The following is a 24,336-nucleotide window of genomic DNA, read 5'->3' as shown; positions in this document are numbered from 1 at the left end:
GGATCAAAGGCAAATGACGAAGGAGTCGCGTTTGCCCTTGGAACCCGCCTTGGCCTCCCTCGTTGGTAGCACGCCGGCCCCGACCCTTGGTTTTCCCATCGGTCGGCAGGCTCGCCGGAGGGATCATGTCCGTATTACCCTCGTCGTCTCGTCAACGCGCGCCGCTGACGGGACGCCGCATCCTCGTCGTGGAGGACGAATATTTTCTTGCCGATGACATCGGCAAGGCGCTGCGCGCGCTCGGCGCGGAGATCGCCGGTCCCGTCGGCCATATCGAGGATGCAATCGAGATGCTGCACGATGGCGGCGTTCTGGACGCCGCGGTGCTCGACGTGAACATCCGTGCAAAGCCGATCTTTCCGATCGCCCGGGAGCTCAGGGCACGCCGGGTGCCCTTCGTGTTCACCACGGGCTACGACAGGATCAGCATCGAGCCGGAATTCCAGGACGTGCCGATCTGGGAGAAGCCGATCGACGTCGTGGCCATGGTGCAGAATTTGGCGAGCCTCGTCGATGGTCAACCGGCATGGCCACAGCAATTACCGCCTGTACCGGCTGCGCTGAGCGAGCCCGCAACCCCGCGCGGATCAGAGCAGGTGAGCGAAGGCGAGCCAGACGGTCACTGCCAGGCACAAGACGACGGCGGCGTAAGGTAGCGCGACGCGCACGACGGCAAGCCTTTCCGCGTCAGCTCATCATCATCCAGGCGACCGCCACCGTCATCACGAGAAACCCCGTGATCGCAGTCGCGACAAAGGCCCGTTCGATGCGGTCCATCGCCATCGCAGCCCCTCTCCAGCCCACACAATGTGACCGCTTCGGGGCCGCCGCGCATTAGGCTATGTGAATCAGGCTATGTGAATCGGCTTTCTTCCTTTTGCCGGTCCGCCCGTTCGGCCGCGCAGCGCCGCAGAAATTGCGACGACCTCGCTCTACGACTTCGCCGTGCCCGGCTCGGCCATCTTGCGATGCTGCCTGGCCAGCATCTCGTTCGGCGTCACGTTGGCAACCGTGGTCTGGATCTTGTTCTTCAGCCCCGTGACGACATCGGACTCGCCGCGCAGCATTGCATCGAAGCCGGCCTTGGCGACGTCGTACGCGCCGTCCTTCTTCTCGGTGCCGACCTTGGTGTCCATCATGTCGGCGCGGCGGAAGAACTCGGTCTCGGTGGCGCCCGGCATCAGGCAGGTGACGGTGACGCCGCTGTCGCGCAGCTCCTCGCGCAGCGCGAAGGAGAATGAGTCCAGGAACGCCTTGCTGGCGTTATAGGCGGCCTGGAAACTTCCGGGCGTGAAGCCGGCGATGGAGCCCGTGATCAGGATGCGCCCCGACTTGCGCCGCAGCATCTCGTTGCCGGCGCGATGGATCAGATAGAGCGTGCCGGTGATGTTGGTGTCGACGAGATGCTTGATCCTGGCAAAGTCCTGATCGAGGAACGCCTTGCCGAGGCCGACGCCGGCATTGGCCAGCAGCGCATCGATCGGCCGGTCGCCGACCGCGGCGCAGAGCCTGTCGACGCCATCGGTGGTGGCGAGATCGGCTTCAACGGCCTCCACGCTGACGCCGAGCCTGCGCAGATCGACCGCCACCCGCTCGATCATCGGCTCGTCAGCCGCGATGACGAGGTTGAAACCCGCCTGGGCACAGCACCTAGCGAGTTCCAGGCCGATACCGGTGGAAGCGCCGGTGACGATTGCGAGCTGATTGGCGGGCATGAGCGTGTCCTCGCTTGACGTTGATCACGCCCAATCACTGCCCTGCGCTCTCGTTCCAATCCGCGTCGCGATTTGCGCCAGCCGGTGCAGTGCGAGGAATTTGCGCGCGGCGTAGCAACCATCGTTCACCCCTCGACTTAGATGCCAACTGGTTCAGCCGGGAGGACGGACGATGAAGGCGCTGGTTTGGCACGGCAAGGAGGACATCCGCTGCGACACCGTCACCGATCCCGAGATCCAGGACCCGCGCGACGCCATCATCAAGGTCACCAGCTGCGCCATCTGCGGCTCCGACCTGCACCTCTTCCACAATTTCATTCCGGGCATGCTGCCCGGTGACATCATGGGCCACGAGACCATGGGCGAAGTGGTCGAGGTCGGCTCCGGCGTCGACGGCAAGCTGAAGAAGGGCGACCGCATCGTCGTGCCCTTCACGATCATCTGCGGCGAATGCGACCAGTGCAAGCGCGGCAATTTTTCCGTGTGCGAGACCACCAACCGCAAGCGCCATCTGGCCGACAAGGTGTTCGGACACACGACGGCCGGCCTGTTCGGCTACACGCATCTGACCGGCGGCTATCCCGGCGGCCAGGCCGAATATCTCCGCGTGCCCTATGCCGATGCCACCCACATCAAGGTGCCACCGGGCATTCCCGACGAGCAGCTGCTGTTCCTCAGCGACATCTTCCCGACCGGCTGGCAGGCCGCCGTGCAATGCGACATCGAGCCCACCGACACCGTCGCGATCTGGGGCTGCGGTCCCGTGGGGCAGATGGCGATCCGCAGCGCCATCCTGCTCGGCGCCAACCAGGTGATCGCGATCGACTGCTTGCCCGAGCGGCTCAGCATGGCGGAAGCCGGCGGCGCCACCACCATCAACTTCGAAACCGAGAGCGTGGTGGAGCGGCTGAACGATCTCACCGACGGCAGGGGACCGGAAAAGTGCATCGACTGCGTCGGCATGGAATCGCACGTGATGGCCTCCCTGCCCGACACACTGCTCGACCGCGCCAAGCAGATGGTGATGGCGGAAAGCGACCGGCCCCACGTGCTGCGCGAGATGATCTATGTCTGCCGGCCCGGCGGCATCATCTCGGTGCCGGGCGTGTACAGCGGCCTGTCCGACATGCTGCCGATGGGCGCTTTCATGAACAAGGGCCTGACGATGCGGACCGGCCAGACCCACGTCAACCGCTGGACCGACGATCTGCTCCGCCGCATCGAGGAGGGCGAGATCGATCCCTCCTTCGTCATCACCCACACCGTGCCGCTCGAACAAGGACCGGAGATGTACCAAGTGTTTCGCGACAAGCGCGACTCCTGCGTCAAGGTCGTGCTGAGGCCCTGAAGGAGCAAGCCATGTTTCATTTCTCCAACATCGTCCGCACCAAGGGCGACCCGAAGATTATCGAGGGCGGACCGAGCCTGAAGCGGCCGGAAGACCAGCTCGCCCGCGCGCTCGGCTGGTTCAGCATCGGACTCGGCGTCGTCGAATTCTTCGCGCCGAGACGCGTCACGGAAACGCTGGGCATGGAAGGCCATGAGACCATGGTCCGCGCCTTCGGCGTGCGCGAGATCCTGGCCGGGATCATGTCGCTGTCGGTCGACAAGAACGCCGGCCTGTGGGCCCGCGTCGGCGGCGACGGTCTCGATGCCGCTGCGCTGCTGTCGGGGCTGACAATCGACAATCCCAAGAAGGGCAACATCGCGCTGGCGCTCCTGATGGTCGGCGGCATCGCCATGCTCGACTACCGCGCCGCGCAGGACACCAAGCCGAGGCGGCCGCCGCGCGAGGCACGGCGCAAGCTTTATCCGAACCGCAGCGGCTTCCCCAAGGGCATCGAGAGCGTCAGAACAGCGGCCAGGCAGATTGCTGCGCCCGCCAAAGCATGACCAAGGGCATGGCCAAGGCCTGACGAGGTGAAGCACGGCTCCGGGGCAATGAAGGCGTGATCATCGTGCTCGATCCGCGCTGAGGGCCGCGAGGAACCATCCGCGAGCCAGAGAGTCTGATCAACGCCTCCGACGTCCCCCCTGCCGGAGGCAGACTGCACGAAACCGCGACCCCGGCGCTCACCGCCCCTTCAGGCGCCGGGGTTAGCGGCGTGGGTCTGGAGGCAGGTCACCTTGGAGACAAGCCATGGGCAAGACGAAGGCACTCCAGCAACGCATCGCCGGCAAGACCAGACAAGCCGTCGGCGAGATCATCGGCGACCAGGATCTGCACGACGACGGCAAGGCCGAGGCCGAGCGCGGCCGTGACGAACAGGACAGGCCGAGCAAGCTCAACCCGCTGAAGAAGCTCAAGCAGCTGACGTGAACGCAGAGCCGCGACCAGCACTTGCCAATGCAGCGCGGCGCACCGACGAAGGCCTGTCGCGGGTCAAGGGGCGACGACGACGTTCGCGCTGGATTGCCGCCGTCGCGCTCGGCCTGATCAGCAGCACCTTCTCGACCATCGTCAGCCAGCTCTTCGCCGCCCGGATCGGCCGCGATGCCGCGGTCGACTGGATGACGGTCGCTGCCATTCCCGCGCGCGACTGGGCGATCAGCGCAGAGCCGTCATGGAGCGCGATCCTGACCGGGATCGCCTTTCATCAATGGGCGGATTTTTCCTGGGCGCTGGTGTTCTTCGGTGTGCTCGGACGCTGGACCGCCGACTTGCGGCCGGCGACCATCCTGCTGCTCGCGCTGCCCTGGGCCGCGTTCTCGTCAGCCACGGAGTGGTTCGTGCTGGTGCCGCTGTTTCCGTTCTGGCAGCCGCTGTTCACGCTGCAGCAGCCCTATTGGATCGGTCTGCTCGTTCATGGCACCTCGGCCCTGATGTATCCTCTGTTCGCCCGGTTGCGCTGGAGGCGCGGCGCTGCAGCCGAGCGCGACATCCGTTTCACCAACGCCTGGATCACCGGCGCGCTGGTCGTGGTGGCGCTGCTCGGCGCGATCGCGTTGTTCGGCAGCCACGGCTACGAGCCGCCCTGGATGGGCCGCGACAGGGATGCGGACCAGACCTATATCCGTCACATGACGGCGCATCATGCCCAGGGTATCGAGCTGGCCCGGATCGCCGTGGAGCGCGCCCAGGGCCCGCATCTGCGCAAGCTCGCGATGCTGATGGTCGCGAGCCAGGCCGGCGAGATCAGGATTTTCGAGAACTGGTGGCTGAGCTGGTTCGACACGGAGATGCCCGATTGCAGCACCGAAGAGCGTGCCGCCATGCCGGGCTTCCTGGCTCAGGCCGAGATGCGACAGGTCAAGGCCGCGCCGGCGGACCGGTTCGACGCGGTGTTCGTCGAGAGCATGAGCAAGCATCACATGGGCGCGGCCAGGATGGCCGACCGGATGTGGCGCAGTGGCGGAGACCCACGGCTGCGCGTCATGGCGCATGCCATTCGCCACGCCCAGCAGGGCGAGATGGCGCTGATGCACGATGCGAGCGGCATTTCGGCCGTCGCCACGGCCGTCCGCAACATGCTCGCCGACAACGTCAATTGAGCGGATCGCCCCCTACTCCCGCCAGAACTCGGCCAGTTCTTCCGTTGTCACCAGGTCGACCTGGCCGTGAAAGCGGGTGCGGTACATCGTCATGAGCGCGTCGTGCCCGACGTCGGACGAGCTGCACAAGGCGTCCTCGACGATGACGACCCTGAAGCCGAGATCGACAGCGCTCAGGACCGTCGAGAGCACGCAGACGTCGGTCTCGGCGCCCGAGATCACGACCGTGCCGACGTTCTTGTCGATCAGCCGGCCTGCGAGGGCGGGATTGCTGAATGCGGAATAGGCCGGCTTGTCGATCATTGCAGCCGGCGGAACGAACTTGCTCAGCGCGGGCACGAGCTCGAGCGCGGATGGCGGCAGATGCTTGCGCGTGGCCTGGCTCCAGCGATGAAAATAGCTCTGCCACTGGCCCGGGCGATCTTCCGGATCCTGCGGCGTGATGAAGCGCGTGAAGATGGTTCTGGCCTGGTGGCGCGCAACGATCGAGGCGATCGTCGGCAGAACACGCTCCATCCACGGCGTCGCCCACAGACCGCCGGGGGCGAAAATGTTCTGCATGTCGATGCAGAGGTGAACGGCCTCCCTGATCTCGGCCACTTCCGACGTGCTGTCCCTCATCGTCCTCCACCATCAAGCGCATTCGGCGATCCATTGCGAATGCGAAGGCGAAGGCTTTGGTTCCGAACCGCCGCGGTGCAGAGGCAGACTTGGAACCCGCGACGCGCGGTTACGCCGGCGTTGCGGCCGGCGCCACGTCGAGGCGAACCGCGATCCCATTCAGCTCCGGGCTTGGCGCCGGGTAGAGCTTCATGACGAGCGGATCATGGCCGGGGACGATGTGGTCCGCGTCAGGCGCCGCGGCGCGCAGCTTGTCGAAGCCGACAAGCATGTCGCCGACATGAAACGCCGTCGTGAACGGACGCTCGCTGGTCATGTTCTCGTAGAAATGACTGACGTCGGAGGCGAGCACGACAGGGCCGCGGCGTGTGTTGACGCGGACGAATTGAAGACCGGCGGAATGGCCGCCGGCCACATGCACCGTCAGGCCGGGCGCAATCTCGGCATCGCCGTCGTAGAACAGCACCCGGCGCGCGTAATTCAGCCGCACGATCCCGCAGACGTCCTCGACCTCGAACGAATGCGACAGCCGCGGATATTGCATATAGCGCCCGGTGGCGTAGGCGAGCTCGCGTTCCTGCAGATGAAACCGCGCGTTCGGAAATCGATCGAAATTACCGACATGGTCGTAGTGCAGATGGGTGAGGATCACGTCCCCGACATCGGCGGGGTCGATATCGAACGCGGCAAGCGTCTCCACCGGGCAGCGCAGGAAACTCCGCCTGCGCTGCCTGGCCACTTCCGCGTTGAAGCCGGTGTCGATGACGAAGCTGCGCCCGCCTCCCCGCGCCAGCCACATGAAATAGTCCATCGGCATCGGTCCGTCATGCGGATCGCCGCCGATGAAGTGCTCGCTCCGCTGCGCATCCCGCGTCGCATAGCGGATCGCGAAGAGCTCGTAGTCCGGGTCAGCCATGGGATTTGCTCAGGACCCCGCCGCGTCAACCTCGTTGAAGGCCTCGCGCGCATTGCGGAAGGCGTCGATGCCGGCGGGAACGCCGCAATAGACCGCGACCTGAAGCAGGATCTCCTTGATCTCCTCCTTGGTCAGCCCGTTCTTCAGGGCGCCCTTGACGTGCAGCTTCAGCTCATGCGGCCGGTTCAGCGCGCCGAGCATCGCCAGATTGACGATCGAGCGCGTGCGCCGGTCGACGCCGGGCCGCGTCCACAAGGCACCCCAGCAGAATTCGGTCGACCATTCCGCCATGGTGCGCGTGAACTCGTCGGCCCCGGCAATCGACTTGTTGACGTAGTCCTCGCCGAGCACCTCTTTACGAACTTTGAGGCCCTTTTCGAACAGTTCGGTCTTGCTCATGATCGTCCCTTTCAGGTCTTGAGAGAGTTGAGTTGGAAGTTGATTAGCGCGATGCCGGTCGCAGCGATTGCAGGAAATTGCCGACGTCGTCGACCGAATCGAGCCGCCAGATCGCGTCGATGACGCGGTCCGCATCCCAATCGCTTCGACCTGTCCGCATGGCCTCGCGCAGCTTGGCCTCGAGGTCGCGGTCTGTGAGCGGCGCGGCGAGACTGCCACGCGGCGCGATCACGGTCTCGGTGAGGACCTCACCGGACGACAGGCGCAACGTCACGCGCGCGGCACCATCCGGCATCGCGCCATCGAGCACCGCCCTCACCTTCTGCCGCAGCTGCGCGATGTCGGACCGGACCACCGTCTCATGCGCGAATTCGGCGACCCCGGCCGTGCCGAGCAATAATCCGCAAGCCACGCAATGATGGATGCTGACGCGCGCATCGCGCTCGTTATTGACCGGGCGATCGCCGCGCGCCAGCAGCAGCGCCGAGCCCTGCACCGTCACCAACTCGATCTGGTCGACCCGCCCGCCGATGCGCTGGCGCAACGAGAGGCAGGCGTCGATCACCGCGTGAAAGACAATGCCGGCGGGATACGGCTTGTAGGTGTTCTTCGCAATCTCCCAGGTCTTGCCGAGACCGTCGAGCAGGCGAGCAATATCGGGCTCGTCCCCCATGGTACGCGCCCAGCCCAGCGGGCCTTCAATGGCGCGGGGCGCCGCCTCGTAGCCCTGCTGCGCCAGCAGCGCCGCGAACAATCCGTTCCGAGCCGCGTTGCCCACGCTGACATTCTTGGCGGCACTGGGCAGGTTCTCGACATTGCCCGCCGACTGGCTGGCCGCAAGCCCGATCGCGTTTGCGATTCCCGCAGCGGGCAGGCCCAATAGTTTCGCGCACGCCGCCGCCGCGCCAAAAATCCCGCAGGTCGAGGTGATGTGCCAGCCGCGCGCGTAGTGGTGCGGCGAGACTGCATTGCCGATGCGGCACTCCACATCCACGCCGAGAATGAACGCGGTCAATACATCCCGCCCCGACAGTTTGCGCATCTCCGAAAGCGCCAATATCGGCGCGGCAACCGGCGCGGCGGGATGAATGATTGTCTCGGGATGGGTGTCGTCGAAGTCGAGCAGATTGGCCGAGATGGCATTGAGAAATGATGCACACAACGCATCCATCGGCTGCGAGTGACCGATGACCGTCGATGTCGCGGCCCCGGTGAACGGCGACAGCGTGCGCATCGCCGCGATCACGACAGGATCGCGCGCGGAGCCGAGCGCCGTCGCGAAGAAATTGAGAATCGATCGCCGCGCCTCAAGGCTCTGCGCCTCCACGTCCGCCCATGACGCGGACACTACGAAATCGGCGAGCGTCTTGCTCACACTCGGAATTGGGACTGGCGGCACGCGGGGCGTCTTCCTCGTTTTGTTCGAACCTTATGCCGATCCGCGGCAAACTGTCGACCCCAAAATGTTATGCTTGACAGCTTGTCTGACAATCATAACAATCCGGCCCGTTGGCGCGGGGTCCCCGCTGCCACGACGACGGCGGCCGAGACGGCCGGCCGGCGACAACGATTGACCAGCGAGATCAAGAAGGCGCGCCCGTCACGGGATCGCGCGACAGGGAGCAGACGATGGCGGGAGAGATTCTCGGCGTAATCGGCACGGGCCGCATGGGCAGTCCGATGGCGGGACGATTGATGGCCGCGGGCTATTCGCTCGTCGTCTATGACACGCAGGCCGAGGCGACTCAGCCGCTGGTCAAGCGTGGCGCGCTCCTCGCCAGCTCGCCGGCCGACGTCGCCTCACGCTCCGACATCGTGCTCGCCAGCCTGCCGACGCCCGACATCGTCAAGGCCGTTGCGCTCGGCCAGGACGGCATCGGCAGCGGCAACCGTGCGAAGATCGTCATCGATCTCTCGACGTCGGGTCCAGGCGCTGCGAAGCTCGTTGCGGAAGGCTTGAAGGCCAAGGGGATGACCCTGGTCGATGCGCCCGTGAGCGGCGGCATCAAGGGCGCCGTCAACGGCACGCTGGCGGTGATGGTCTCGTGCCCGCAGGCGACTTACGACATCGTGCAGCCGATCCTGAAGAACTTTGGCAAGCTGTTCTACACCGGCGACAAGCCCGGCGTGGCGCAGACGGCCAAGCTCGCCAACAACCTGATGGCGGCCGCAGCCCTCGTGATCACCTCGGAAGCCGTCGCGATGGGCGTCAAGGGCGGCGTCAATGCCAAGGTGCTGATCGACATCATCAACGCCAGCAGCGGCCGCAACAGCGCCTCCGAAGACAAATTCCCCCGCGCGGTGCTGCCCGGTACCTTCGATTTCGGCTTCGCCACCGGCCTCTCCTACAAGGACGTTCGTCTCTGCGTGGACGAGGCCGAGGCCATGGGCGTGCCGATGGTCTGCGGCGCAGTGGTGCGGCAGATGCTCGCGATCACCAACGCCAAATACGGCGCCTCATCCGACTTCACCTCGATCGCCAAGGTGCTCGAGGAGTGGGCCGGGGTCGAGATGCGCGGCTGATCGCGCACGCTTTTCAGGGAGAGCGACCCGCGATGACGATCGGTCCGACCGTATCAGGCAAGGTCCCGCTTGCGCGCCAGATGGCGCGGAGCGTGCTTGCGCTGGATATTGGCTATTTCGGGCAGGACGTCATTGCCAAGGCAAAGCTCTGCCTGCTCGACTTCCTGTCCTGCGCCTTCGAGGCCGGCCATCATCCCTGGAGCCGCCAGGCGGTTGCGATTGCGCAGGCCGGCGGCAGCGCGACGATCATCGGGACGTCGCAGCTCTCCTCGCCGGCCGACGCAGCCTTCGCCAATGCCGTCATGGGGCACGGCCTCGTGCGGGAAGACATGCATGCGGCCAGCATCGCGCACCACGGCGTGGTGATCTGGCCGGCCCTGCTCGCCCTGTCGGAACAGACGCCGCTGCGCGGGGACAGGCTGCTCGCGGCCGCCATCATCGGCTATGAGACCGGCGCGCGGATCGGCCGCGCGCTGCTGACCTCGGACCTCGCACGCCTCTATCGCCCGACGGGCCTCGTGTCCCCTCTGGGCGCAGCGCTCGCGGGAAGTTTCGCGCTCGGCCTCTCCGAGGCCCAGGCGACCAGCGCCATCGCGATCGCGGCCAATACCTCCAGCGGTCTCAACGAGTGGCCGCATGCCGGCGGCTCCGACATGTATTTCCATCCCGGCTTTGCCGCCGGCAATGCGATCAGGGCAATTGGCCTTGCCGCGGCCGGCGCCTTCGGCTCGGAAACCATACTGGAGGGTGAAGCCGGCCTGTTCGCCGCCTATCGCCGCCAGCCCGCGCCGGAGAGCATCGCGCTCTTCCCCAATGGCGAGTGCGAGATCATGGCCGTCTACAACAAGCCGGTTCCCGCCTGCAATTTCGCGCAGACAGCGGCACAGGCCGCGCTGCGCGTCTCGCACGAGCTCGCCAGCGTCGACGAGATCGACCGCGTCGTCATCCGCGCGCCCGACGCAGCGGTGCGCTATCCCGGCTGCGATTCCATGGGGCCCTACCGCAACGCGCTCCAGGCCAAGATGAGCATTCCCTTCAGCGTCGCGGCGACGCTGGCGCGGGGCGAGATCGAGGAAGAGAACTACGCCGAGCTCGATGATGCCGACATCATCCGCCTCGTGGCGGTCACCGATCTCAAGGCAGATCCCGCCTTCACCGCCGCCTTTCCCGGCAAGCAGGGTGCAGAGGTGATCGTGCAGCTGCGCGGCCGGACCATCCGGCACGCTCTGCCCGACGTCATCGCCGCAACACCTGCCGATATTCGCGCACGCTTTCGCAGCTCGGCAGCCGGAGTCCTCGGCGACGATCGCGCGCGGCGGCTCGAGCAACTCATCGACGATTGCGAGCAGCTCGGCAATGCAGGCGACATCGCAGCGCAGTGCCGCCTGAACGCAACGGAACGGGCTTTACGACCGGCATCATGAGAAGTGCCGGAGAGTACGGGGGAAACATGGTCGATTTCGAGACCAGCTTAGTAGTGCCATCGGCGCATGGCTGCCGGCAAGCCGATACTCGGAGGCCAGGCTGATGGAAGGTTTTCTGCAAGCGCTCGCCGCGGGGCTTTTGATCGGCGCCGTCTACGGCCTGATGTGCGTTGGGCTCGGCCTGATCTTCGGCGTCATGCGCGTCATCAACTTCGCCCATGGCGATTTCATGATGCTCGGCATGTACACCGCCTTCTATCTCTTCACCGCCGCCGGCATCCAGACGCTGTTCGGCAATGCCGTGGGGCCCTTCGTCGCCATCCTGCTGGCCGGGCCGGTGCTCGCCGTGTTCGGCTATTTCGTGCATCTGGCTTTGATTTCGCACGTCTCCGGGACACGTACTGCCTCGCTCGAAGGCGAAGGCCACTACGCCCAGCTCATCCTCACGCTCGGCATCGCGCTGATCCTGCAGAACGGCGGCCTCATCGTGTTCGGCTCGGTGCTGGCCTCGATCCGTACGCCGCTGTCGAGCTCGGCGTGGGAGCTCGGGCCCTTCTTCGACATGAGCATCTTCCTCAACAAGGCCCGCAGCATCGATATGATCGTCTCGCTGGCGATCATGATCCTGCTCTCGTTGCTGATCACGCGCACGCGGATCGGCAAGTCGCTCCGCGCCGCCGCGGACAATCCGACGGCTGCGACCTATATGGGCATCGACGTCGACCGCGCGCATCGCACCGCCTTCGCACTCGGCTGCGGCATCACCGCGATTGCCGGCGGCCTGCTCGCCACCAACTACCCGTTCCACCCCTTCGTCGGTCTTGAATACGTCATCGTCATGTATGCCGGCGTCGTGCTCGGCGGCATGGGCAGCATCATCGGCGCCTTCTGGGGCGGCATGACGATCGGCCTCGTGCAGCAGATGTCGACGCTGATCCTGCCGACACAGTTGCAGAACGCGGCGATCTTCGCCGTCTTCCTCCTCATCATCTTCTTCCGCCCGCAAGGCTTCTTCGGGCGCATGGTGGAGAGGACGTGACCATGCTACGGATGCGCTCCTTTCTGCCTCCCCTGCTCTTCACGCTCGCCTATGCGGTCGTGTCGCTCGGCGTCACCAACTCCTACTACCAGCTGATCCTGACGCTGGTGCCGGTGTGGGCGGTGTTCGGGCTGTCGTGGAATCTGCTCAGCGGCTATACCGGCCTGATCTCGTTCGGCCACGCCGCTTTCTTCGGGATCGGCGCCTACGCGACCGCGCTCGGGCAGATCTATTTCGACATCTCGCCCTGGCTGCTGATTCCGGTCGCCGCCATGCTCGGCGGTATCGCCGGCCTCCTGATCGGCTTTCCGACCTTCCGGCTGCAAGGCCACTACTTCGCGCTGGCCATGCTCGCCTATCCGCTCGCCATTCTCTACGTGTTCGAGTGGCTCGGCTTCCAGGAGGTGACGCTTCCGATCAAGCGCGAGGCGCCGATCGCCTATATGCAATTCGCCGATCCGCACCTCTACACGCTGCTGGGGCTGGCGCTCATGCTCGCCACCATCGTGCTGACGCAGGTGATCGAGCGATCGCGCTTCGGCATGGCGCTGCTCGCGATCAAGCAGAACGAGGCTGCGGCCGAGGCGGCCGGTATCAATACGCTCGCCTGGAAGCTGCGCGCGATCACGCTGAGCGGGGCGATCGCCGCCGCCATCGGCGGATTTTACGCGCAGGTGCTGCTGGTCGTGACCCCGGCATCGGTGTTCGGCATGCTGGTGTCGGCGCAGGCGCTGACGGTCGCGATGTTCGGCGGCGTCGGCACGGTCTGGGGCCCGGTGATCGGCTCGGTGATCCTGATCCCGCTCGCCGAGATCCTGCACGCCGAGGCCGGCGCGCGCATCCCCGGCATTCAGGGCGTCATCTTCGGTATTGCCATCGTCTGCGTCATCCTGCTGGCGCCGGAAGGCCTGTTCTGGAAGCTGCGCGATCTCCTGCGCAAGCGGAGCGCGCCCAAGGCGGCGGTCAGTGGTACCGCGGAAGCAGCAGCTGCCAACGTGACGGCCCTGAAGCCCGCCTCCCGGCAGCGTGCCGCCACCGGCGAGGTCGTCCTCGAAGTGAAGAACCTCTCGCGCTCCTTCGGCGGCCTGAAGGCGGTGCAAGATGTCAGCTTCAAGCTGCACAAGAACGAGATCCTCGGCATCATCGGCCCCAACGGCGCCGGCAAGACCACGCTGTTCAATCTCCTCAACGGCTTCCTCAAGCCCAGCCAGGGCGAGGTGCTGATCGACGGCCGCAACATGTCGGGCCAGCGGCCGCACGTGATCTGCGAGGCCGGCATCGGCCGCACCTTCCAGGTGATGCGGCCGTTCCTGCGCATGTCGATCCTCGACAACGTCGTGGTCGGGGCCTATGTGCGCGCCCGCACCGACGATGAAGCCCGCAAGCTGGCCGCTGACGCGGTCGCCCGCGTCGGGCTGTCTGCCGTGGCTGACCGTGTCGCCGGCGAGCTCTCGACCAAGGAACTGCGGCTGATGGAGCTGGCCCGCGCGATCGCCGGCCAGCCGCGCATCCTGCTGCTCGACGAGACGCTCGCGGGCCTCGGCCACGGCGAGGCGGACGAGGTCGTGGCCGTGATCCAGCAGCTCGCGCGCGATGGCATCACCATCGCCATCATCGAGCACACCATGCAGGCGATGGTCCGGCTGGTCGACAGATTCCTCGTGCTCGACCACGGCGCCGTCATCACCGAAGGCCTGCCGGAAGTGGTGACGCGCGACAACCGCGTGATCGAGGCCTATCTCGGCAAAAAGTGGGTGGGCCATGCTGCGAATTGAGGGATTGAGCGCGGGCTATTCGGCCAAGCCCGTCCTGAACGACGTCTCGATCGAGGTCGGCGCCGGCCAGTTCGTCGCCATCGTCGGCCCCAACGGCGCCGGCAAGACCACGCTGTTCAAGACGATCTCCGGCATCGTCAAGCCCAGCGGCGGCGCGATCACGTTCGACGGCGTCGACCTGCTCGCGGTGCCGCCGCCGCAGCGCGCCCATCTCGGCATCGCCCACGTCCCGGAGGGACGCCAGGTCTTCCCGTCCCTGACCGTGATGGAGAATCTGGAAATGGGCGCGATGACCGAAAGCGGCCGCCGCGACTGGCAAGCCAATATCGAGCGCATCTTCGAATGGCTGCCGGTGCTGAAGGAGCGCCGCGATCAATTCGCGGGTACGATGTCCGGCGGCCAGCAGCAGATGCTCGCGATCGGCCGCGGCCTCGCCTCCTCCCCGAAGCTTCTGATGCTGGACGAGCCCTCGATGGGGCTCGCGCCCTCGACCGCGGACTTCATCTTCGAGCGGCTGATCGAGATCCGCCGCCAGTCCGGGCTGACCATGCTGCTGGTCGAGCAGCGCGTCGCGGAAGCGCTGGAATCCGCCGACCACGGCTATGTCCTCGAAGCCGGACATGTCGTGCTCGAAGGCAACAACGCTACGCTGCGCGCCGACGACCGCGTGCGCAAAGCCTATCTCGGCATGTGACCAACACAAAAGACAAAGATCAGGGAGAAACAAAATGAACAAGACTTCAAAAGGACTGAGTCGCCGCACCGTGCTCTCCGGCGCCGCCGCCGTCGGCCTCGCCGGCGTTGCGCGCGCGCAGGCACCTGGCGAGATCAAGGTCGGACTGATCGTGCCGCTGTCGGGCATCTACACCCGCCCCGGCCAGGTGATGAAGATGGGTGCCGAGATGGGCATCGAACACATCAACGCGCAGGGCGGCATCAAGGCGCTCGGCGGCGCCAAGCTGAAGCTGGTCGTGATCGACTGCGGCGACACCACCGAGAAAGCCAAGAACGCGGCACAGCGCATGGTGGCGCAGGAGCCAGATCTGGTCGCCGCGACCGGCTCCTATCTGTCCTCCTTCACGCTGGCGGTCACCGAGGTGACCGAGCGCGCCGAGCTGCCTGTGCTGACGCTGTCCTATTCGGACCTGCTGACCGACCGCGGCTTCAAATACATTTTCCAGACCGCAGCGACCGCGAGCCGCCAGTCAGAGCTCGGCCTGCCGACGCTGATGAAGCTGGCCGAGAATGCCTCGGGCAAGAAGCCGAAGACCGTGGCGATGCTGATGGACAACACCGCAACGTCGGTGGCCACCGCCAAGGCGCTCAAGGAAAGACTGTTCGCGCAGGAGGGCCTTCAGCTCGTGGTCGAGGAAGTCTGGACCCCGCCGCTGTCGGATGCGACGCCGCTGATCCAGAAGGTCCGCTCGGCCAAGCCCGATCTGCTGCTGTTCATGCCCAATGCGGTCTCGGACGCCAAGCTCGGCCTCGAGAAGATCAGCGAGTTCGGCCTCGGCCAGGGCAAGATCCCGACCGTGTCCTTCAGCATCACCATCGCCGAGCCCGACATGCTGCAGAGCGTGAGCCCGGAGACGGTGCAAGGCATCATGACCATCGTCGCCAATTGGGGCTCGAAGGGCCACGAGGCGCTGATCGCCGAGCTCAAGGCCAAATACAAGGAGCCCTGGATGACCCAGAACGTCATCTCGACCTATGGCGACATGTGGCTGATGAAGGAAGCGCTGGAGAAGGCCGGCAAGGCCGACCGCAATTCGGTCGCGCAGGCCTTCCGCACCATGGATGCCGGCCCGTCGAAATATTACCCGGGCGGCCAGCTCAAATTCGACGAGAAGGGCCGCCGCGTCGGCGCCGGCGTCGTCATCGTGCAATGGCAATCGGGCGTGCCTGTCACCGTTTATCCGCCCGAGCTCGCGCAGGCGCAGCCGTTCTGGCCGAAGAAATCCTAGGCGTCGCGCAAATCCTGGGGAGGAGAGACTGTCATGACTGCCAAAAGCAAGATCACGATATCGCGGCGAACCCTGCTGGCCGGCGCCTCCGGCACGCTGATCGCATCCCGTGCCTGGGCACAGCAGCCGTCGGAGGTGAAGGTCGGCCTGCTGGTGCCGATCTCGGGGCTCTATGCCCGTCCGGGCACGGTGATGCGCGAAGGCGCCGAGATGGCGATCGATCACATCAACGCGCAGGGCGGCGTCAAGGCGCTCGGCGGCGCCAAGCTGAAGCTCGTCGTGCTCGATTCCGGCGACACCACCGAGAAGGCCAAGAACGCGGCGCAGCGCATGGTGGCGCAGGAGACCGATCTGGTCGCGGCGAGCGGCGCCTATCTGTCCTCGTTCACCCTCGCGGTGACCGAGGTGACCGAGCGCGCCAACCTGCCGATGCTCACCCTCTCCTACTCGGATCTCATCACCGAGCGCGGATTCAAATACGTGTTCCAGACCGCAGCCACCGCGGGGTCGCAGGCACGGCAGGCGTTGCCCCAGCTCATCAAGCTGGCGGAGACGGCCTCCGGCAAGCGGCCGAAGACGGTCGCGATCCTCACCGACAACACGGGGGCCTCGATCGCCTCCGCCAAGGCAATGCGCGAGGGCCTGCTGGCGGAGAACCAGTTGCAGCTGATCGTCGACGAGACGTTCACGCCGCCGCTGGCGGATGCGACGTCGCTGGTGCAGAAGATCCGTTCGGCCAAGCCCGACCTGCTGTTCTTCCTGCCGACGGTGATCTCGGATGCAAAACTGCTGCTCGAGAAGATGAACGAGTTCGGCCTCGGCCAGGGCAAGATCCCGACGATCTCGTTCGGCATCGCGATCGCCGAGCCGGACATGCTGCAGACTGTCAGCCCCGAACTGCTCCAGGGCGTGTTGACGTGCGTCGCCAGTTGGGGCGCCAAGGGCCATGAGGCGCTGATCGCCGAGTTGAAGACGCGCTACAAGGAGCCGTGGATGACGCAGAACGCGATCTCCACCTATGGCGACATGTGGGTGATCAAGGACGCGCTGGAGAAGGCCGGCAAGGCCGATCGCGTCGCCGTCGGCGAAGCGCTGCGCACCATGGATGGCGGCCCCTCGAAGTATTACCCGCTGGGCGAGATCAAGTTCGACGAGAAGGGCCGCCGCGTCGGCGCCGGCATGACCATCGTGCAGTGGCAAGCCGGCGTGCCGGTGACGGTGTTCCCGCCCGAACTCGCGCTAGCAAAACCGTTCTGGCCCAAGAGTTGACCTGAGAGCTGAGACCAAGAAACGGAGACCACAATGGACAAAGCGACCTACGACCGCGGCCTCGAAATTCGCAAGAGCGTGCTCGGCAACGAATTCGTCGACAAGGCGATCGCATCCGCCGACGAGTTCAACCGTCCGATGCAGGACCTCACCACGGAATATTGCTGGGGTTACGTCTGGGGCCGCGAGGGCCTCACACGAAAGACGCGCAGCTTCCTCAATTTGGCGATGCTCTGCGCACTCAACCGTCCTCATGAGCTGAAGACCCATGTCCGCGGCGCGCTCGCCAATGGCGCGACCAAGGAGGAAATCCGCGAGGTCTTCATGCAGGTCGCGATCTATTGCGGCGTGCCGGCCGGCGTGGATGCATTTCGGAATGCGAAGGAAGTCTTCGCCGAGCTCGACAAGAAGTAGCGGAGCGTGGCTGCGATGAAGGGCAAATGGGCACTCGTGACCGGCGCGACCGCGGGCCTCGGCCTCGCCATCGCCGAAGGGCTTGCCGGCGCGGGCGCCAATATCGTCCTTCACGATCTCGACACGCCGAAGCAGGCCGCGGATGACCTCCGCGCCCGCTTCGGCGTGGAGGTCATCGCCGCCGGCGCCGATCTGTCCCGGCGCAAGGGGATCGAGGCCATGATGGCGGACCTGCTCGACCGCTGCGGCGCGATCGATATCCTCATCAACAACGCCGTCGTGCGGCATTTCTCTGCCATCGAACAGTTTCCGCCCGAGCGCTGGGATGAGGCCCTCGCCGTCAATTTGTCGGCGCCGTTCCACCTCATCCGCCTGGCGCTGCCTGCGATGAAGCATCGCGGCTGGGGCCGGATCGTCAACATGGGCTCGATCTATTCCAGCCGCGCGGTCGAGGACCGCATCGACTACGTCACCACCAAGACCGCAATTGCAGGCATGACCCGCGCCGTCGCCATCGAGACGGCACGCAGCGGCGTCACCTGCAACACGCTCTGCCCAGGCACGCTGCCGACGCCGGCCATCCTGAACAAGATCGCGACGATGGCATCGAGCAGCGATCGTCCGGTCGAGGACGTGACGCGGGACTATCTCGGCGAGCGCCAGCCGACGCAGCGCTTCGTCGAAATGGACGCCGTCGCCGCCATGGTCGTCTTCCTCTGCGGTCCGGCCGCGAACGACATCACCGGCGCCAGCCTGCCGATCGACGGCGGCTGGTCGGTGGCATGAGAACTGGAATGGGAGTGCAGCGATGACTGAACAATCAGGCCAGACCGTGGTGCTGACGGGTGCCGCCGGCGGCATGGGACGCGCCATCACCAAGGCACTGCTGGATAGCGGCCGCCGCGTCGTGCTGGTCGATCGCGACGCCAAGGCGCTTGAAGAGCTGGCGGCGACGGCGGGCGATGCGGTGTTTCCGATCCAGCTCGACGTCAGCGATGCAACGGCCGTCGATCGCCTGCCGGATGCCATTCCCGGTCATTTCAAGCCGGTCGACGTTCTCATCAACAATGCCGGCCACGACATCGGCGGCCGGACGCGCTTCGACATCGGTTCTGCGGACGACTGGTCCAGCATCATCCAGACCAACCTGATCGGCCTGATGCGCGTCACGCGCGCGATCCTTCCCGGCATGGTCCAGCGCAACGCCGGCCACATCGTCAACATCAGCTCCATCAACGCGGTGCGGATCGTGCCCGACATGGCGGCGTACAGCACCAGCAAGGCGGGCGTGCACATGTTCACCGAGACCCTCCGGGGCGAGCTGGCGGAAACCGCGATCCGGGTGACCGAACTGCAGCCCGGCCTGACCCGGACCAACATCATCCTGACCCGCTACCGCGGCGATCAGCAGAAGGAAAAGGACTATTTCGACCAGTTCAGGATGGCGCTCGATCCGGCCGATATCGCCCGCTCGATCGTCTTCGCGCTCGACCAGCCCGCCCACGTTCAAATTGCCGAAATGATGATTCTGCCTGTAAACCGGTACTGAGTTTTCCCGAACAGGACCCGGACATGGAAAGACGCAACGAATTGCAGTCGACACTCCGCATCGAGGACGTCCCGACCGTCCGGGCGATGGTGGCGCAGAAGCTGCGTGAGGCGATCATGTCGGGAACGCTGAAGCCGGGCCAGCGCCTGGTCGAGCGCGAGCTCTGCGAGATGATGGGCGTCAGCCGCCCCTCGATCCGCGAAGCGCTGCGTGCGCTTGAAGCCGACGGGCTGGTCAATACGGTTCCGCACCGCGGCCCCGTGGTGTCCACGATCAGCCTCGAAGAGGCCCGGCAGCTCTACGCGGCGCGCGCAGTGCTCGAAGGATTCGCCGGCCGCGAATGCGCCAGGCTTCACGACCCCGAAGTGGCACGCCGGATCGGCGATGCCCTGACACGGCTGAAGGCGGCCGCGGCCAAGCAAGACCTCGTCGGATGCCTCGAAGCCAAGACCGATTTCTACGCGGCGCTGATCGGCGGCTGCCGCAATGCGTTTATCCAGCGCATGCTCAAGCCGCTGCACGATCGCATCCAGCTGCTGCGGATCACCTCGATGTCGCAGCCGAAGCGGATCAACAAGAGTCTGCGCGAGGTCACCGCGATCTGGCGTGCGATCCAGAACGGCGATCCGGATCTCGCCGAGCGTTGCTGCGTCGACCACATCAACGCGGCCGCGGTGGCCGCGCTCGACATGATCGAAAAATCGTCGGCGGCCAAGGAGGCGGCGCCTTCCGACGACTAGAATAATGCCGCCAGGGAGTGTTCGATGAAGTTTCTCGTACGATCGCTGATCCTGTTCCTCCTACTTCATCCCTGCGGCGCAGCGCTCGCAGACGACTTTCCCAATCGCCCGGTCACGATGATCGTGCCGTTCTCCGCCGGCGGTCCCGGGGACGTCATCGCACGTATCCTCGGCAGCGCCATGAGCGCGACGCTGAAACAGTCCATCGTGATCGAGAATGTCGTCGGTGCCGGCGGCACGCTGGGCACCAACCGCGTCGCCAAGGCGGCCGCGGATGGCTACACGCTGCTGCTGATGCATGTCGGCCAGGCCACCGCGCCTGCCCTCTACGCCAAGCTGCCGTTCGACCCGGTCGGCGATTTCGCACCGATCGGGCTCGTCACCGACGTCCCGATGATCCTGGTGGCGCGGCCGAATTTTCCAGCCAAGGATCTCGGCGAGCTGGTCGCGCATATCCGCAATGCCGGTGACAAGGTCACTTTCGGCAATGTCGGTCTCGGCTCGGCCTCGCAGCTCTGCGGCCTGATGTTCATGAGCGCCACCGATACCAAGCTCACCCCGATCTACTACAAGGGCGGCGGACCGGCGCTGAACGACGTCATCGCAGGCCACATCGACGTCTATTGCGATCCCGCGACAGGGCCGACGCCGTACATCCAGTCGAAGACGATCAAGGGCTATGCCATCACCAGCAAGACGCGTGTCGCGACGCTGCCTGATGTGCCGACCTCGACTGAAGCCGGCGTTCCCGAGTTCAATGTCACGACCTGGTACGGCCTCTACGCGCCGCGCGGCACGCCCAAGCCCGTCGTCGACCATCTCGTGGGCGCACTGCAGACGGCGCTGAAGGATCCCGCGCTGATCAGCCGCTTTGCCGAGCTCAGCATGGCGCCGGTCGAGCTCGAGCGCGCGACGCCGGAAGCCCTCGAAGCTTTCCTGAAAGCCGAGATCGGCAAATGGGGACGGATCATCAAAGCGGCCGGAATCGAGCCGCAGTAGGCTCGGCCATCTCCGGAACACGTCCAAAATATCCGTGATCTCAAAGGGAAAATTGGCTTCGGTACGCTCGGAGGACGGTCGCGTTTGGAGTTCAGGTGCAATTCCAGCTGATCGGTGCACTTTTCCGTAAATCGGCCGAGCCCCATTGCGGGGCTCCGCCGCGCGGCGTAACTTTCAACCAAGCGTAGCTCATTCGAAAGCATCTATCGGGTTCGGCCTAGCGGGAGACAGCGATGGCAGATGTCCCATGGCACCTTTCCGGTGACTATTTCGAGAATTGCAGTTGCAGCATCGTGTGTCCCTGCCTGGTGTCGGCGGCGCCCCCGTTGACCGCACGACCGACCGAAGGCTTCTGCAACGTACCGCTGATCTTCCACATCGAGAGCGGCCGCTACGGTGACATCGAGCTGGATGGACTTAATGTCCTCGTCGTCCTCCACGCACCTGGGGCCATGGCAGACGGAGATTGGTCAATCGCCGCCTATATCGATCAGCGCGCCAGCGATGAGCAGACCGAGGCCCTGGCTGCGATCTTCACCGGCGGTGCCGGCGGTCCGATGGCGGCGTTCACGCCGCTGATCAGCAAGAACCTGGGGGTGCGCAAGGTCCCGATCACGTTCCGGATCGACGGCAAGACGCGGTCCGCGGAAATCCCCGGCATCCTGCACATGTCCGTCGATCCCCTGCCAACCATGCATCCGAGCGGGGAGATGTGGGCGAACATCGGCCATCCGGTCAGCCCCGATGCCATGGTGATGGCCGTCGGCGCCGCCGGCAATACCTTCAGCGATCATGGCATGCGCTGGGATAATTCCGGCGGGAACGGCCTCTATGCGCCGATCCGCTGGTCGAACCAGGCGTGATGTAAACTTCCGATACCGGCCGGCGTCAGGCCCGGCAATTTCGATCGCCAATGACGGACAACCCACTGGAAACCGTGCTGCGTCGCGATCGCTGGATCGTCGGCGGCGCGATCGGCCTCATTGTCGGGCTGGCATGGAGCTATGTGCTCTGGCTCGCCAACGACATGGACATGGGCGGCATGGACATGGCCGGATTCCGCATGATCCCGGCCGGGATCGGAATCATGCTGCCGACGAGCGAGCCGTGGCGAACATTCGAGTTCGCCTACGTGATGCTGATGTGGGCGGTGATGATGATCGGAATGATGGCCCCTTCGGCCGCGCCGATGATCCTGATGTACGCCCGCGTAGGCCGACAGGGCAAAGCACAGGGCAAGCCGTTCGCCGCGACCGGCTGGTTTGCCGCCGGTTATCTCCTCGCCTGGTGCGGCTTTTCGCTGGCGGCCACCCTTCTTCAATGGGCGGTCGAGCGCGCCACCTTGCTGGATTCCCGAATGGCGCTCGCAAGCAACCTGCTCGGCGCCATCGTGCTGGTCGCGGCTGGTGTCTATCAATGGACACCGCTGAAGGACGTCTGTCTCGCCCAATGCCAGTCGCCGTTTCTGTTCCTGATGCGCCATGGCGGCTTTCGCGGCGACCTGCGCGGCTGCCTGCTGCTGGGACTTCGGCACGGAGGCTATTGTGTCGGTTGCTGCTGGGTTTTGATGGCGCTGTTGTTCGTAGGCGGAGTGATGAACGTGCTCTGGATCGCGGTTTTGGCGCTGCTTGTCCTCCTGGAGAAAGTTACGCCGGTCGGACGATGGATCGCGCGCGCTGCCGGCATCGCATGTGTGGCCGCGGGCGCCTGGCTGCTGGTGCACTTGCCGCAGTGATGCAACCTGCTTGACGTTCAGTTCGATTTCTACGCTGGGCTGCGTCGCCCGTTCTCCGGCGCACCGCTGTCCGGCATTTTGCCTGCCCCGACCGCTCCCACGGGGCAAAGAACAATCACTTGAACGTTCGCAACTTCAGTTGAACCGCAAAACGGCTTGACGACGACGCCGACAATGAATGTAATGTTATAACATTACATATCCGGTCCCAATGCCCCCGCGTCACTCTATCCCCTTGAAAAGACTGTTCGATCTCCATGCAAAAACTCCCCGTCACCGTCTTGTCCGGCTTCCTCGGGGCTGGAAAGACCACTTTGATGAACCACGTCCTGAACAACCGGCACGGCCTGAAAGTGGCGGTGATCGTCAACGACATGAGCGAGGTGAACATCGATGCGGATCTGGTCCGTGGTGGCGGTGCGAACCTGTCCAGGACTGACGAGAAGCTCGTCGAGATGACCAACGGGTGCATCTGTTGCACGCTGCGCGACGACCTGCTGAAGGAGGTGCGCGCCCTCGCCGAAAACGACCGGTTCGATTATCTGCTGATCGAATCCACCGGCATCTCCGAGCCGCTGCCGGTTGCTGCGACCTTCGACTTCCGTTCCGAGGACGGCGAAAGCCTCTCCGACGTGGCACGCCTCGACACCATGGTCACCGTGGTCGACGCGGTGAATCTGCTGAGGGATTATTCATCGACGGATTTCCTGGAGCAGCGCGGCGAAGCGCTGGCGCACGACAAGCGCACGCTGGTCGATCTGCTCGTCGAGCAGATCGAATTTGCCGACGTGATCGTGCTCAACAAGGTCGATGACGCCTCGCCGGCACAACGCGAAGCAGCGCGAAAGATCATCCGCGCGCTCAATCCGGAAGCGGAGTTGATCGAAGCCAACTACAGCCGGGTCGCCTTCGATCGCATTCTCGACACCGGCCGGTTCGACTTCGAAAAGGCGCAAGCGCATCCACTCTGGTTCAAGGAACTCTACGGCTTTGCCGATCACGTGCCGGAGACGGAGGAATACGGCGTGAGCAGCTTCGTCTATCGGGCGCGCCGGCCGTTCGATCCCGAAAAGTTCGACAAGTTCGTGCGAGAGCCCTGGCCCGGTGTCATTCGCGCCAAGGGACATTTCTGGCTGGCGACGCGGCCGCAATGGCTGGGCGAGATCAGCCAGGCCGGCGCGATCACGCGCACCGAGGCCCTTGGATTCTGGTGGGCGAGCGTGCCTGCGGAACGCTGGCCGGACGACCCGTTTTGGCGCAAGCGGTTGCGTGCGAACTGGAACGACATCTATGGCGATCGCCGCCAGGAAATCGTGTTCATCGGCGCGGGCATGGACGAGAGCGCGCTCCGCGCACGCCTGGATGCCTGCCTTGTCCCGGGCAAGCCGGCCATGAACGTCACGGAATGGGCGAAGCTTGCAGACCCGTTTCCAGTCTGGCGGCGCGCGAACGAAGTTTTGGAGCACGAATGACGAACGTCGTCCGCTTCGCCTCGAAATCCGAACTCGAGCGGCAGCGCCTCATCCGCGAGGCGCGTGCGATCTACGACAGCATCTTCCCGCCGGATATCCCTGCCGGCGGCTGCGCGCATGACCCGCCAGATCAATGGGCGGCACGCGAAGCGGCCGCCGAAATCCAGCCCAAACAACGATAAGGGATGAAGGTGGTGCGCTCGGAGGGACTCGAACCCCCACGATTTTACTCACTGCCACCTCAAGGCAGCGCGTCTACCAGTTCCGCCACGAGCGCTTTGGGGATGCCG

Annotated in this window: 25 protein-coding genes, 1 tRNA gene and 1 pseudogene; 21 read left to right on the top strand and 6 right to left on the bottom strand. The window is 65.1% G+C overall.

Annotated features, from left to right (window positions below):
• Window positions 1-125 precede the first annotated feature (125 nt).
• Window positions 126-515 (top strand): annotated as a pseudogene (locus XI04_RS36725) (response regulator); the annotation flags it as partial.
• A gap of 417 nt (window positions 516-932) precedes the next feature.
• Here XI04_RS36725 and XI04_RS36720 read toward each other — a convergent pair.
• Window positions 933-1,715, bottom strand: coding sequence for an SDR family NAD(P)-dependent oxidoreductase (locus XI04_RS36720; RefSeq protein WP_028140555.1), 783 nt, complete (start codon window positions 1,713-1,715; stop codon window positions 933-935).
• A gap of 172 nt (window positions 1,716-1,887) precedes the next feature.
• Here XI04_RS36720 and XI04_RS36715 point away from each other — a divergent pair, with 172 nt between their 5' ends.
• The 4 genes from XI04_RS36715 (at window position 1,888) to XI04_RS36700 (ending at window position 5,207) form a co-directional block, all read left to right on the top strand.
• Window positions 1,888-3,063, top strand: coding sequence for a zinc-dependent alcohol dehydrogenase (locus tag XI04_RS36715; RefSeq protein WP_028140556.1), 1,176 nt, complete (start codon window positions 1,888-1,890; stop codon window positions 3,061-3,063).
• A gap of 11 nt (window positions 3,064-3,074) precedes the next feature.
• A complete protein-coding gene (locus XI04_RS36710; protein ID WP_152102827.1) occupies window positions 3,075-3,608 on the top strand; it encodes a hypothetical protein in 534 nt (177 codons plus the stop codon).
• Between the two features lie 247 nt (window positions 3,609-3,855).
• Window positions 3,856-4,035, top strand: coding sequence for a CsbD family protein (locus tag XI04_RS36705; RefSeq protein ID WP_271608851.1), 180 nt, complete (start codon window positions 3,856-3,858; stop codon window positions 4,033-4,035).
• Entirely contained in the window at window positions 4,032-5,207 is a 1,176-nt protein-coding gene (locus XI04_RS36700) for a DUF305 domain-containing protein (RefSeq protein ID WP_271608852.1), read from the top strand. Before XI04_RS36705 ends, XI04_RS36700 begins: the two co-directional genes overlap by 4 nt.
• 12 nt (window positions 5,208-5,219) lie before the next feature.
• Here XI04_RS36700 and XI04_RS36695 read toward each other — a convergent pair whose 3' ends face one another.
• From XI04_RS36695 to XI04_RS36680, 4 genes are all read right to left on the bottom strand, one after another.
• Complete coding sequence (locus XI04_RS36695) at window positions 5,220-5,828, bottom strand: cysteine hydrolase family protein (RefSeq protein ID WP_038949966.1); 609 nt, start codon at window positions 5,826-5,828, stop codon at window positions 5,220-5,222.
• 109 nt (window positions 5,829-5,937) lie between these two features.
• Window positions 5,938-6,744, bottom strand: coding sequence for an N-acyl homoserine lactonase family protein (locus XI04_RS36690; protein WP_271611520.1), 807 nt, complete (start codon window positions 6,742-6,744; stop codon window positions 5,938-5,940).
• A gap of 9 nt (window positions 6,745-6,753) precedes the next feature.
• Window positions 6,754-7,143: a carboxymuconolactone decarboxylase family protein gene (locus tag XI04_RS36685; protein WP_008557256.1), complete on the bottom strand. Its 390-nt coding sequence runs from the start codon at window positions 7,141-7,143 to the stop codon at window positions 6,754-6,756.
• Window positions 7,144-7,186: 43 nt separating this feature from the next.
• Window positions 7,187-8,518: an MmgE/PrpD family protein gene (locus XI04_RS36680; RefSeq protein WP_271608855.1), complete on the bottom strand. Its 1,332-nt coding sequence runs from the start codon at window positions 8,516-8,518 to the stop codon at window positions 7,187-7,189.
• A gap of 194 nt (window positions 8,519-8,712) precedes the next feature.
• On the opposite strand from XI04_RS36680, the gene XI04_RS36675 reads away from it, so the two are divergent.
• The 16 genes from XI04_RS36675 to XI04_RS36600 all read left to right on the top strand — a co-directional run bounded on the left by XI04_RS36675 (window position 8,713) and on the right by XI04_RS36600 (window position 24,228).
• Window positions 8,713-9,666, top strand: a complete 954-nt coding sequence (locus XI04_RS36675; RefSeq protein ID WP_271608942.1) for an NAD(P)-dependent oxidoreductase — start codon at window positions 8,713-8,715, stop codon at window positions 9,664-9,666.
• Window positions 9,667-9,698: 32 nt separating this feature from the next.
• Window positions 9,699-11,090: an MmgE/PrpD family protein gene (locus tag XI04_RS36670; RefSeq protein WP_271608856.1), complete on the top strand. Its 1,392-nt coding sequence runs from the start codon at window positions 9,699-9,701 to the stop codon at window positions 11,088-11,090.
• A 103-nt stretch (window positions 11,091-11,193) separates the two neighbouring features.
• Window positions 11,194-12,129 (top strand): branched-chain amino acid ABC transporter permease, encoded by a 936-nt coding sequence (locus tag XI04_RS36665; RefSeq protein ID WP_028140565.1) that lies wholly within the window; start codon window positions 11,194-11,196, stop codon window positions 12,127-12,129.
• Window positions 12,130-12,131: 2 nt separating this feature from the next.
• The gene (locus XI04_RS36660; protein WP_271608943.1) at window positions 12,132-13,904 is read left to right on the top strand and encodes a branched-chain amino acid ABC transporter ATP-binding protein/permease; all 1,773 of its coding nucleotides are present in this window, start codon (window positions 12,132-12,134) and stop codon (window positions 13,902-13,904) included.
• Complete coding sequence (locus XI04_RS36655; RefSeq protein WP_271608857.1) at window positions 13,891-14,598, top strand: ABC transporter ATP-binding protein; 708 nt, start codon at window positions 13,891-13,893, stop codon at window positions 14,596-14,598. The genes XI04_RS36660 and XI04_RS36655 overlap by 14 nt, the downstream gene beginning before the upstream one ends.
• Before the next feature lie 34 nt (window positions 14,599-14,632).
• The gene (locus XI04_RS36650) at window positions 14,633-15,868 is read left to right on the top strand and encodes an ABC transporter substrate-binding protein (RefSeq protein ID WP_271608858.1); all 1,236 of its coding nucleotides are present in this window, start codon (window positions 14,633-14,635) and stop codon (window positions 15,866-15,868) included.
• 33 nt (window positions 15,869-15,901) lie between these two features.
• Window positions 15,902-17,137: an ABC transporter substrate-binding protein gene (locus XI04_RS36645; protein WP_271608859.1), complete on the top strand. Its 1,236-nt coding sequence runs from the start codon at window positions 15,902-15,904 to the stop codon at window positions 17,135-17,137.
• A gap of 33 nt (window positions 17,138-17,170) precedes the next feature.
• Window positions 17,171-17,551 (top strand): carboxymuconolactone decarboxylase family protein, encoded by a 381-nt coding sequence (locus XI04_RS36640; protein ID WP_028137140.1) that lies wholly within the window; start codon window positions 17,171-17,173, stop codon window positions 17,549-17,551.
• A 15-nt stretch (window positions 17,552-17,566) separates the two neighbouring features.
• Window positions 17,567-18,337: an SDR family oxidoreductase gene (locus XI04_RS36635; protein WP_271608944.1), complete on the top strand. Its 771-nt coding sequence runs from the start codon at window positions 17,567-17,569 to the stop codon at window positions 18,335-18,337.
• Window positions 18,338-18,359: 22 nt separating this feature from the next.
• Complete coding sequence (locus XI04_RS36630; protein ID WP_038949974.1) at window positions 18,360-19,100, top strand: SDR family oxidoreductase; 741 nt, start codon at window positions 18,360-18,362, stop codon at window positions 19,098-19,100.
• A 23-nt stretch (window positions 19,101-19,123) separates the two neighbouring features.
• Window positions 19,124-19,840 (top strand): GntR family transcriptional regulator, encoded by a 717-nt coding sequence (locus XI04_RS36625; protein WP_038949975.1) that lies wholly within the window; start codon window positions 19,124-19,126, stop codon window positions 19,838-19,840.
• A gap of 24 nt (window positions 19,841-19,864) precedes the next feature.
• Window positions 19,865-20,839: a tripartite tricarboxylate transporter substrate-binding protein gene (locus XI04_RS36620; RefSeq protein WP_271591588.1), complete on the top strand. Its 975-nt coding sequence runs from the start codon at window positions 19,865-19,867 to the stop codon at window positions 20,837-20,839.
• A 233-nt stretch (window positions 20,840-21,072) separates the two neighbouring features.
• Window positions 21,073-21,702, top strand: coding sequence for a DUF1326 domain-containing protein (locus tag XI04_RS36615; RefSeq protein ID WP_271623906.1), 630 nt, complete (start codon window positions 21,073-21,075; stop codon window positions 21,700-21,702).
• 50 nt (window positions 21,703-21,752) lie between these two features.
• Window positions 21,753-22,574 (top strand): DUF2182 domain-containing protein, encoded by an 822-nt coding sequence (locus XI04_RS36610; RefSeq protein WP_038949979.1) that lies wholly within the window; start codon window positions 21,753-21,755, stop codon window positions 22,572-22,574.
• 257 nt (window positions 22,575-22,831) lie between these two features.
• Complete coding sequence (gene zigA / locus XI04_RS36605; RefSeq protein ID WP_028140577.1) at window positions 22,832-24,046, top strand: zinc metallochaperone GTPase ZigA; 1,215 nt, start codon at window positions 22,832-22,834, stop codon at window positions 24,044-24,046.
• Entirely contained in the window at window positions 24,043-24,228 is a 186-nt protein-coding gene (locus tag XI04_RS36600) for a hypothetical protein (protein ID WP_038972899.1), read from the top strand. The genes zigA and XI04_RS36600 overlap by 4 nt, the downstream gene beginning before the upstream one ends.
• A 10-nt stretch (window positions 24,229-24,238) precedes the next feature.
• Here XI04_RS36600 and XI04_RS36595 read toward each other — a convergent pair.
• Window positions 24,239-24,323 (bottom strand) — tRNA-Leu (locus XI04_RS36595).
• Between the last annotated feature and the right edge of the window lie 13 nt (window positions 24,324-24,336).

This window comes from Bradyrhizobium sp. CCBAU 11430 (assembly GCF_028128855.1).
In the GTDB taxonomy this organism is placed as follows: domain Bacteria; phylum Pseudomonadota; class Alphaproteobacteria; order Rhizobiales; family Xanthobacteraceae; genus Bradyrhizobium; species Bradyrhizobium ottawaense.
The sequence above is the reverse complement of the archived record's forward strand: the minus strand, read 5'-3'. Positions and strand labels throughout refer to the sequence as shown.

What these genes read in the sequence shown, in the direction of transcription:
- XI04_RS36710 (WP_152102827.1), top strand. Translation starts at nt 3,075, where the DNA reads ATGTTTCATTTCTCCAACATCGTCCGCACCAAGGGCGACCCGAAGATT.
- XI04_RS36690 (WP_271611520.1), bottom strand. Translation starts at nt 6,744, where the DNA reads ATGGCTGACCCGGACTACGAGCTCTTCGCGATCCGCTATGCGACGCGG.
- XI04_RS36610 (WP_038949979.1), top strand. Translation starts at nt 21,753, where the DNA reads ATGACGGACAACCCACTGGAAACCGTGCTGCGTCGCGATCGCTGGATC.
- XI04_RS36715 (WP_028140556.1), top strand. Translation starts at nt 1,888, where the DNA reads ATGAAGGCGCTGGTTTGGCACGGCAAGGAGGACATCCGCTGCGACACC.
- XI04_RS36625 (WP_038949975.1), top strand. Translation starts at nt 19,124, where the DNA reads ATGGAAAGACGCAACGAATTGCAGTCGACACTCCGCATCGAGGACGTC.
- XI04_RS36670 (WP_271608856.1), top strand. Translation starts at nt 9,699, where the DNA reads ATGACGATCGGTCCGACCGTATCAGGCAAGGTCCCGCTTGCGCGCCAG.
- XI04_RS36600 (WP_038972899.1), top strand. Translation starts at nt 24,043, where the DNA reads ATGACGAACGTCGTCCGCTTCGCCTCGAAATCCGAACTCGAGCGGCAG.
- XI04_RS36645 (WP_271608859.1), top strand. Translation starts at nt 15,902, where the DNA reads ATGACTGCCAAAAGCAAGATCACGATATCGCGGCGAACCCTGCTGGCC.
- XI04_RS36620 (WP_271591588.1), top strand. Translation starts at nt 19,865, where the DNA reads ATGAAGTTTCTCGTACGATCGCTGATCCTGTTCCTCCTACTTCATCCC.
- zigA (WP_028140577.1), top strand. Translation starts at nt 22,832, where the DNA reads ATGCAAAAACTCCCCGTCACCGTCTTGTCCGGCTTCCTCGGGGCTGGA.
- XI04_RS36640 (WP_028137140.1), top strand. Translation starts at nt 17,171, where the DNA reads ATGGACAAAGCGACCTACGACCGCGGCCTCGAAATTCGCAAGAGCGTG.
- XI04_RS36665 (WP_028140565.1), top strand. Translation starts at nt 11,194, where the DNA reads ATGGAAGGTTTTCTGCAAGCGCTCGCCGCGGGGCTTTTGATCGGCGCC.
- XI04_RS36695 (WP_038949966.1), bottom strand. Translation starts at nt 5,828, where the DNA reads ATGAGGGACAGCACGTCGGAAGTGGCCGAGATCAGGGAGGCCGTTCAC.
- XI04_RS36660 (WP_271608943.1), top strand. Translation starts at nt 12,132, where the DNA reads ATGCTACGGATGCGCTCCTTTCTGCCTCCCCTGCTCTTCACGCTCGCC.
- XI04_RS36705 (WP_271608851.1), top strand. Translation starts at nt 3,856, where the DNA reads ATGGGCAAGACGAAGGCACTCCAGCAACGCATCGCCGGCAAGACCAGA.
- XI04_RS36630 (WP_038949974.1), top strand. Translation starts at nt 18,360, where the DNA reads ATGACTGAACAATCAGGCCAGACCGTGGTGCTGACGGGTGCCGCCGGC.
- XI04_RS36615 (WP_271623906.1), top strand. Translation starts at nt 21,073, where the DNA reads ATGGCAGATGTCCCATGGCACCTTTCCGGTGACTATTTCGAGAATTGC.
- XI04_RS36720 (WP_028140555.1), bottom strand. Translation starts at nt 1,715, where the DNA reads ATGCCCGCCAATCAGCTCGCAATCGTCACCGGCGCTTCCACCGGTATC.
- XI04_RS36655 (WP_271608857.1), top strand. Translation starts at nt 13,891, where the DNA reads ATGCTGCGAATTGAGGGATTGAGCGCGGGCTATTCGGCCAAGCCCGTC.
- XI04_RS36650 (WP_271608858.1), top strand. Translation starts at nt 14,633, where the DNA reads ATGAACAAGACTTCAAAAGGACTGAGTCGCCGCACCGTGCTCTCCGGC.
- XI04_RS36685 (WP_008557256.1), bottom strand. Translation starts at nt 7,143, where the DNA reads ATGAGCAAGACCGAACTGTTCGAAAAGGGCCTCAAAGTTCGTAAAGAG.
- XI04_RS36635 (WP_271608944.1), top strand. Translation starts at nt 17,567, where the DNA reads ATGAAGGGCAAATGGGCACTCGTGACCGGCGCGACCGCGGGCCTCGGC.